General features: G+C 72.2%; 7 protein-coding genes. 3 read left to right on the top strand and 4 right to left on the bottom strand.

Features of this window, described 5'->3' with window-relative positions; genetic code table 11:
* Window positions 1–9: 9 nt before the first annotated feature.
* The 4 genes from MHW47_RS08855 to MHW47_RS08870 all read right to left on the bottom strand — a co-directional run bounded on the left by MHW47_RS08855 (window position 10) and on the right by MHW47_RS08870 (window position 6200).
* Window positions 10–2943 (bottom strand): Z1 domain-containing protein, encoded by a 2934-nt coding sequence (locus MHW47_RS08855; RefSeq protein WP_239222089.1) that lies wholly within the window; start codon window positions 2941–2943, stop codon window positions 10–12.
* Window positions 2944–3027: 84 nt separating this feature from the next.
* The gene (locus MHW47_RS08860; RefSeq protein ID WP_239222090.1) at window positions 3028–4557 is read right to left on the bottom strand and encodes an ATP-binding protein; all 1530 of its coding nucleotides are present in this window, start codon (window positions 4555–4557) and stop codon (window positions 3028–3030) included.
* Between the two features lie 123 nt (window positions 4558–4680).
* Complete coding sequence (locus tag MHW47_RS08865; RefSeq protein WP_239222091.1) at window positions 4681–5187, bottom strand: GNAT family N-acetyltransferase; 507 nt, start codon at window positions 5185–5187, stop codon at window positions 4681–4683.
* Between the two features lie 5 nt (window positions 5188–5192).
* A complete protein-coding gene (locus MHW47_RS08870; protein WP_239222092.1) occupies window positions 5193–6200 on the bottom strand; it encodes an SEC-C domain-containing protein in 1008 nt (335 codons plus the stop codon).
* A 202-nt stretch (window positions 6201–6402) separates the two neighbouring features.
* On the opposite strand from MHW47_RS08870, the gene MHW47_RS08875 reads away from it, so the two are divergent.
* The 3 genes from MHW47_RS08875 to MHW47_RS08885 all read left to right on the top strand — a co-directional run.
* Window positions 6403–6561, top strand: a complete 159-nt coding sequence (locus tag MHW47_RS08875) for a DUF3311 domain-containing protein (protein ID WP_111331254.1) — start codon at window positions 6403–6405, stop codon at window positions 6559–6561.
* Complete coding sequence (locus tag MHW47_RS08880) at window positions 6558–8048, top strand: sodium:solute symporter (RefSeq protein WP_239222094.1); 1491 nt, start codon at window positions 6558–6560, stop codon at window positions 8046–8048. Before MHW47_RS08875 ends, MHW47_RS08880 begins: the two co-directional genes overlap by 4 nt.
* Before the next feature lie 65 nt (window positions 8049–8113).
* Window positions 8114–8402: hypothetical protein (locus MHW47_RS08885; protein WP_239222095.1), on the top strand; the 289-nt coding region annotated here is incomplete at its 3' end.

Raw genomic sequence — 8402 nt, forward strand, 5'->3', positions numbered from 1 at the left:
GAAGTCAGCTCACGGGACTTCGATGGTGGCTTCGTCGGGCCGGGACGAGTCGACCGCCCGGAAGCGAACGTAGGGTACCGGCTTGCCCGCCGGGCCCGCCGCCGGGATGAACGCCGCGGCCAGAACGACCTTGCCGGGGTCGATACAGCCGCCCGTCACGAGATCTTCCGGACTTCCGGTGCCGGGCTCGACCACGGGATACAGGAGCACGGCTCCCCTGCGCGGGCGGTGAAGCTGGGTGGCGAACGGGTCGTCGTCGCTCAGCGCGCGGAGGCCGGCGATACGTTCGGCGGACTGGCGGTGGGCCACACCGGAGATGCGGTTGAAGACGCCCCGGGCGTTCCGCTTGCGCTGCACGAGCGTCACGGGCTGACTGCCGAGAATGCTGGCGGACACGCTCGTCGGCCCGGACGTCTGGGGAAGGATCAGCGCCCAGTCGTCCGTGGCGCAGCCGGCGTCGCTCGCGTCCCGCAGATAGGCCAGGTGCGGTGCGAAGAGGTCCGGGCGGCCCCACGCGAGACGGCTCATGATCTCCAGCAGCTGGGTGTGGCCGAGAACCGCCGTCCGGGCCGGGTATCGGGTGAAGCCGCCCCGGTCGCTGTCGGACAGGGTGACGAACACGGAAAGGTCCTCGCCCAACGCCCCCAGCGCCGCCCCCCACGCCTCCGTGTTCGCCCGGAGGTCCGGCGTGGCCACCGGGTACGCCGTCGGTTCGACCCACTGGCCGGGGGAGCGGATCTCGACCAGTTCCGCGTTGAACATCTTGTTGCGGGCCGAGGGCTTGATCCAGGCCAGGTGCTGGGAGACGAGCGGGGGGATCTGGGCCGGGGTGACCTGGGGTTTGCCGTCCACCAGGGTGGCGTAGCGGGACAGCTGGGCGCGGAACGTTTCTTCGTCGCGGCAGATCGCCTCGAAGGCCTCGTACAGGTCGACCGTCCTCGTCTTGCCGACCGGTTCCTCGCGGCCGATGTAGAGGCGGACCAGGTCGCGGTAGCCGGGGCGGAAGCCGAACCAGCGGCCCATCTGCATCAGGGTGTCGGCCTGCTGGGTGGTGCGGCGGTAGTACGTGACCGTCAGGCCCTCGACCGTGAAGCCACGGGAGAGCTTGGTGCCGCCGACGAGGATCTTCCACACGTGCGGGGTGCGCTCGAAGTCGAGGTCGGGCTGGTCGTAGTCGCGTTCGGTGTCGCCGTTGACGACCAGGACGGGGGTGCCGCCGGCGTTGATCAGCTGGCGGGCGCGCGAGACGTACGCGCGCAGCTCCTCGTACGAGTCCGGCGTGGGCAGCTCCGGGTCGGCGAAGCGGTGGAAGTCGGCGGCGAAGAGCGCGGCCAGCCGGTCGTGGCCCGCGTGGCTCGTGTACGCGGCCTGGTGCCACAGGGTGCTGATGCGCAGGGCCAGGGCCGTGTGCTCGGCCATGCGCACCGACTCGTGGACGAGCATCGTGTGGTGGCGGAACGGCCCCTCCGGCACGCCCCGGTCCGCCCGGTAGAGCTTGAGCGCGCCCGTGAGGACGAAGGCGTCGAGGGCCTCCTGGAGGCGGTCGCCGGTGTCCTGGTGGATGCCGCGGACGTGCGTCTCCTCGGCGGTGCCCTCGTCGCCGTCGAGGTCGTGGAAGTCCTGGACGCCCATGTAGCCGGTCGGGCGGGGGAGCGAGATCAGGAAGTCGCGCGGGAAGATGTCCTCGCTGTCGCCCGGGTCGACGAAGACGTTGGCGAAGGGGGTCGCGGTGTAGCCGACGTACTGGGCGCGCGGCAGCAGGCCGAGCAGCTGGGAGATCTGGCCGTTGATGGCCGTACGGGTGACCTTGCCCTCCTCCCACTTCTTCGGGTCCGTCGTGTTGACGGACGCCTGGTCCGACTCGTCGTCGATGATCAGCGCGGGGATCTCGGAGAGGATCGGGCCGATCTTCCTGAGGTCGTTGATCAGCTTGTCCAGGACGGACTTGTTCTTCTTCACGACCATGATCCGGGCCGCCGCGTGGTGCAGGTTGGCCGGGGCGTACAGCGGCTCGGTGCGGGACTGCTTCTCGAATTCGAGGGCGCGGATGCCGTTGAGCAGGCTCTTGTAGTCGTTGTCGCGGGTGGTGAGGCGCTCGATGTCGAAGGCGCCGAGGGCGGAGGGCCGGCCGCCGTGGCTGACGAACTTCTCCGGCCAGTCCGCGTCCTCCTGGTAGTCGATGCCGACCAGGGCGTCCGGGTCGGCCGGGTCCGCGCCGCGCAGGATGTTCTCCTGGCCGATCAGCTCCATGTCGAGCCGGCGCTGGGTCTGGCCCCGCAGCAGGTTCAGCGTGCCGCCGAGGACGATGACCAGGCGGTACCCGGCGTCGATGGCCTTGGCGGTGACCCCGGTGAAGTTGGCGGTCTTGCCCGACTGGACGTAGCCGACGACCAAGCCGCGCGCTCCGTACGCCTCGGGGCGGGTGGGGTCGGAGAGGCGCTCGACCACGGCGTGGCTCGCCTCGTCGAGACCGGAGACCGCCGCGTCCGACCAGCCCTTGGCGCGCAGCAGCCGCTCGTAGGCGCTCCAGTAGAACGAGCGGGCGGCGGCGGTGTCCCGCGAGTACCAGGAGGTGAACTCCTTGCTGATGACGGCCGGTCCGGGCTCCTTGAACACCGGGACCGCGCTGTCCAGCGCCTTGCGGAGCCCGGCGGGCAGGCCCAGCCGGTCGTACGCGTCCGCGCGGCGCGCGTCCGTACGGGGCGGTGCCGGGGACCAGTCGGCCTGCTCGGCCAGGTCCCAGGCGGTCAGGGTGCGGTGCCACAGCGCGATCAGCCCGTCGCCCGGGTCGGCGGCCAGCACCCGGTCCTGGAAGTGGGAGAACGTGGTGTCGGCGGGCTCCTCGTCCTCGGAGAGCACGAAGACCAGCTTCGCGAAGGGCCTGGGCCCCCGGCGCATCGCGGCCAGCACGTCGGCGTGCAGGGTGAACAGGTGGTCGGTCATGACGGGGTGGCTCTCTCGGATCGGCACGGGCACGGGGGCGGCGAGGGCGGGGGACGGAGGCGTACGGAGCGGAGGGGTGAGGGCTCAGCGCTCCATCTCGCAGCGCGCCGCCGTGACCAGGACGCTGTTCCACAGCGCCACGTTGTCGGTGTGGACGGCCCGGACCCGTTCCTTCTGGAAGATCTCGTTGACCATCAGGTAGAGCATGCTCTTGATCACCGGCGCGTCGTTCAGCCCGCCGCGCCGGCCGCCGTTCAGCACCTGCCGGTACTCCCGGTTGAGCCGGACCTCTCGCCGCTCGCGGTCCAGCTCGAAGAACACGTCCGGCGGCAGGCTGTCCCAGCGGAACGCGATCGGGTCCTCGCCCTCCAGCTCCGGCAGCTCGTCGCGCAGGGTGCGCCGCAGCTTCGGGTCCATCCCCTTGCCCGCCGGCAGGACGGCCTTGCGCTGCGGTTCGGTGGCGCGCCGGGCGGCCTCCCGGTAGGTGAGCGCGGCCTCCTGCACGTACGCGGCGAAGGTGTGGCCCGAGCCGTCCTCGGCCCGCTCCAGGCCGCGCGCGAACGCCGGGGTGACCGTGACGCCGTCCTTCTTCACGGTGAGGTTGAAGACGTCATTCGGGCCGGACGGCAGATCGACGGCGATCCGGGCGAGCGCGAGGTGGCCCTCCGGGCTGCGGGTGCCGTTCCAGCCGCCCGCCTGGACGAGGCGGTCGTTGCGGTAGATGTAGAAGCCCTGGCGCTTGGCGAGCGGTCCGATGCCCCGGAAGCTGACCAGCGGCGACTTCGGCGGCCAGATGTGCGCGGTCAGCGCGACCTCGCCGACGCCCTCGACCGGCGCGGTGTACGTACGGGGGTAGCCGGCCCGGCCGGGCACCCGGTAGCCGAACGGATCGATCGGCTCGACGCCCCGGTGGTCCAGCTCCTCCCTGGTCCGTACGTCCTCCACGACGATGTCGATGTTGAAGCCGTCGCGGGCCAGGAAGCGGTGGAGGTAGAGCCCGAGGTGCGTCTCCAGCTTCTCGATGGCGTCGTTGAGATAGCGGTCGGTCTGCCCGGCGGTGATGGTCTCGAAGGCCCGGACCCGGTCCCAGCGCACGATCGTGCCGTGCCACTGGATGACGCCGTCGTAGCGGTCGACGAGGTCCTGGCAGTAGCTCGCGTCGACGATGTCGCAGCTGAAGTCGGCCTGGGCGCGGGCGGTCAGCCAGCGCCGGCCGGTGGACGGGCTGCGCTTGGTGCGGCTGATGACGGTGAGCGAGCCGGCGTGGGACAGGGAGGCCGCCTTGAGCCCGGCGCCGAAGTGGCCGAGCGCGTCCTCCCCGTAGCCCTGCCGGCCGCCCACCGTCATCGCGGTGTCCAGCGCCTCGTCGTCCATGCCGCAGCCGTCGTCTATGACGAGCAGGCTCACCAGCCGGTCGTCGTCCCGCAGCAGGCTGACGACGACGTTGCGGGCGCCCGCGTCGATGGAGTTGTCGACGAGGTCGGCGATGGCCGCCTCGAACCCGTACCCCTGGTGGGTCAGCGACTCGACGTACCGGGCGGCGGGCGGGAGCCGCTTGGCACCGGTGGTGGGGACCTCGAACTGCCAGTCGGCAGAGGGCTGGTACGGGGCCATGGAGCCTTCCTCGCGCACACAGAGCTGGGACCTGGGTGGTGAGGCGCGGCCCTGATGACTAGATGGGATGTGATGGTATTGCAAAGGTGGGACAGCCGGGAATCCCGGTGACAAACGCCCCGGTCACCCCTCCCGGTGCCCCGCTCCCAGTTCCCGTACGAACGCCAGGCCGCGTTCGCCGTCGAGGTCGACCTCCTCGCCCGTCGCCACGAAGCCCGTGTGGCGCAGGACCGTGCGGGAGGCGGCGTTGGCGAGGGTGGCGCGGGCGTGGAGGGTGGTCAGGGCGTACGTGGTGCGGCACAGGCCGAAGAGGTGGTGGACCGTGGCGGTGGCCAGGCCCCGGCCGGCGGCCTTCTCCGCGACGCGGAAGCCGAGTTCGGCGGCGCCGTCGCAGACGTCCACCAGGTTGAAGCGGCCCAGCACCTCGCCGGTGTCCTCCGCGACCAGGACGTGGAAGTGGCTGGTGCCCGCCTCCTGTTCGGCGAGCAGGGCGGCGTGGCGGGCCGGGAAGTCGGTGAAGTAGGCGTCGCCGCGGTCCGGGACGGAGGCGGCGAAGAAGGCGCGGTTGGCCTCCTCGAAGGCGAGGACGGCGGGGGCGTGGTCGGCGCGCAGGCGCTGCAGTGCGGGCATGTCCGTCAGCCCACCCGCCCGCCGTGGCACTCCCGGTACGACTCGCCCGAGCCGCACCAGCACGCCCCGCTCTTCGGTGGCGGCCAGGGGACCGCCCGGCCGCGGGCGGCCAGGGTGGTGGCGTACTGGGGAAGCAGGTCCGGGTCGGCCGGGGAGGCGGCCTCCGAGGCGGCGAAGGCCTCGTAGGAGGGGACCGTGCCGGTGACGATGCCCAGGTTCGGGGTGCCCGCCGCCTGGAGGTCGCGCAGCGCGCTCTCCAGCCGCGCCAGGTGGTCCGGGTGCGAGGTGTACTCGCTGCCCAGGCCCGGGTAGGCGGTGAGCAGTTCGCGCAGCTCGTCCGCCGGCCAGTGCAGCACCGCCACCGGGAACGGGCGCGACAACGCCGTGCGGTACGTGCCCAGTTCGGCGCGGAGCCGGGTGATCTCGGCGCGCAGCTCGCCCGGGTCCGACGAGCCGAGCGCCCACAGGCGTTTCGGGTCGTGCAGCTCGTCCAGCGGGACGGCCGCCGTGTGCAGCGTGTCGGCCAGCTCGTCCCAGGCGTCGTGCGCGGCGCCCATCAGCCTGCGCACCCGGTGGCGGCCGGTGAGCAGCGACTGGGTGGCGTACGGCACGTCCTCGCCGGGCGCGATCAGCAGCCGCAGGGCCGTGGAGAACAGGTCGTGGGCCGCTTCCAGCTCGTCGTGGGCCTCCAGCGTCTCGGCCGCGATCTCCCAGGGCGCGGCCTCCTGCGGGGCCGCCACGCGCACGCCGTCGATGAGCGCGCGGGCCTCCGCCTCGTGGCCGTACTCCCAGAGGTTGGCGGCGCTGAGCGCCTTCACCAGCTGCGGGTGCTCGGTGCCGGGTGCGTTGAGGAGTTCGTCGTAGAGCGTCGCGGCGCGGGCGCGTTCGCCGGCGAGTTCCAGGTGGGCCGCCGCCTGGAGGAGGAGCGGTTCGTGGTCCTCGGGGTACTGCGCCGCGGTGCGGAGCAGACGCTCGGCTTCGGTGATGTGGTCGGCAGGAGTGTCGGGGCGCATGGACCACACCGTACTGCTGTACGGGCCCGGGATGGGGGGCTTGTCCACAGGTGGGGAACCGGGCCCACCCACCGGGCCCACCGCCCGGCCCACCCGCCGCGCACGCCACGCGCGCCGCGCCGGTCCGGGCCCGGACGCCCACTGCCCGCCCCGGCCCGTAAGGTTCTCCGACGTGCTCAGACGACGTCCGCAGTTGCTGTGGTTGCTGGTCCCCTACGTCCTCTACCTCGGGGCGCTGCCCTTCGTGAACCGGGTCGAACCGGTGGTTCTCGGGCTGCCGTTCCTCTTCCTCTGGCTGCTCGGGGCGACCCTGCTGACCCCCGTCGCCGTATGGCTGGCCCGGCGGGGTGACCGCCGGTGAACGCCACCGTCGCGACCTCCGTCTTCGGGGTCTTCATGGTCGCCACCGTCGCCCTCGGGCTGCTCGCCGTACGCGGCCGGCGCGGCGGTGAGGGCGGCGGGCTCGCCGAGTGGTCGGTGGGCGGGCGCAGCCTGGGCACGGTCTTCATCTGGGTGCTGATGGCCGGCGAGGGCTACACCAGCTTCAGCTACCTCGGCGCCGCGGGCTGGGGCTACAACTACGGCGCGCCCGTCCTCTACGTCGTCGCCTACATGTCCTGCGGTTACGCGCTCGGCTACGTCGTCGGGCCGCTGCTGTGGGCGTACGCGCGCGAGCACGGGCTCGTCGGGATCACCGACATGGTGGCGCACCGCTTCGGGCGGCCCTGGCTCGGCGCGCTCGTCGCCGTCCTGGCGACCGTGTTCCTGCTCCCGTACATCCAGCTCCAGATCACCGGCATGGGCGTCGTCGTCTCGACGATCTCCTACGGCGCCATCAGCCTGAACTGGGCCTACTTCATCGCCTTCGCCGTCACCACCGGGTTCGTCGTCGTCAGCGGGCTGCGCGGCAGCGCCTGGGTGTCGGTGCTGAAGGACCTGCTGGTGATCGTCACGCTCGGATTCCTCGCGGTGTACGTGCCCCTGCACTACTTCGACGGCTACGGGCCCTTCCTCGACCGGCTCGTCACCGAGAAGCGCGACTGGCTGACCCTGCCCGGCCACGGCGACAGCGGCCTCGGCCAGGCGTGGTTCATCACCACCTCGTTCCTCAACTCGCTCACCGTCGTGATCTTCCCGACCACCGTCGCCGGCTACCTCGGCGCGCGGAACGCCGACGTGCTGCGCCGCAACGCCATGTGGCTGCCCGCCTACAACGTCCTCCTCTTCGTCCCGATGCTCCTCGGCATGGCGGCCCTGTTCGTGGTGCCGGGGCTGGCCGGCGCCGAGTCCAACCTGGCCCTGTTCGAGCTGGTCGTCGACTCGCTGCCCGCCTGGTCGGTGGGGGTCATCGGGGTCGCCGCCGCCCTCTCCTCGATCGTGCCCATGGCCGTGTTCATGCTGGTCATCGGCACGATGTGGGGCCGCAGCGTGCTCTCGCTGGTGCCCCGCTGGGAGCGCCGGCAGAAGGGCGCCGCGCAACTGGTCGTCGTGGTCGCGGGCTCCCTCGCGCTGCTGCTCACGTACACCGCCCCCAACACCCTCGTCCGCCTCTCCCTCATCTCCTACGAGGGCATGGCGCAACTGCTCCCCATGGTGCTGCTGGGGCTGGTGTGGCGGCGGCTGACGCTGCTCGGGGCGCTGAGCGGGCTCGTCGCCGGGGTGGGCGCGGTGTGCGGGTTCGTGTTCACGGACAACGACCCGGTGTGGGGCGTCAACGCCGGCATCGTCGCCCTCGCCGCCAACCTCGCCGTCGCGCTGGCGGTGACGTACGCGGGGCCGCGCGAGCACGATCCGCGGCCGGACGAGGAGGTGCTGGCCCGGGACGAGCCGGCCGTCAACGCACATTGACGGCGCCGGTGCGTCGTGTATAACGGACGGACCGGCCGCAGCGATCCGGAGAGGGGGAACCGTCCATGGACACCGATGCCATGCGTCGCGTACGCGACGGTCTCTCCCGCCTCCTGCGCCCCGCCGGGCTGCTGCTCCTGCTGCTCACCGAGGTGCTGCTCGCCGAGGGCGGCACCCTCTCCGCCGCCGTCGCGCTCGCCGCCACCGCGGCCGCCGGCACCGCGCTCGCCGCCTGTGCCGTCATCAGCGCCCGCTGCGCCGCCCCGGTGCCCCGCACCCGGGTCCGCACGGCCATGCGGGACCGGGAGAAACGCACCGCGTTCCTCCCCCAGCGGGATCCCGACGCGCAGGGGC

This window comes from Streptomyces sp. OfavH-34-F (assembly GCF_022347745.1).
In the GTDB taxonomy this organism is placed as follows: domain Bacteria; phylum Actinomycetota; class Actinomycetes; order Streptomycetales; family Streptomycetaceae; genus Streptomyces.

Bases quoted from the DNA above. Each gene is read 5' to 3' on its own strand.
- MHW47_RS08855 (WP_239222089.1), bottom strand. From the start codon at position 2,943: ATGACCGACCACCTGTTCACCCTGCACGCCGACGTGCTGGCCGCGATG.
- MHW47_RS08860 (WP_239222090.1), bottom strand. From the start codon at position 4,557: ATGGCCCCGTACCAGCCCTCTGCCGACTGGCAGTTCGAGGTCCCCACC.
- MHW47_RS08865 (WP_239222091.1), bottom strand. From the start codon at position 5,187: ATGCCCGCACTGCAGCGCCTGCGCGCCGACCACGCCCCCGCCGTCCTC.
- MHW47_RS08870 (WP_239222092.1), bottom strand. From the start codon at position 6,200: ATGCGCCCCGACACTCCTGCCGACCACATCACCGAAGCCGAGCGTCTG.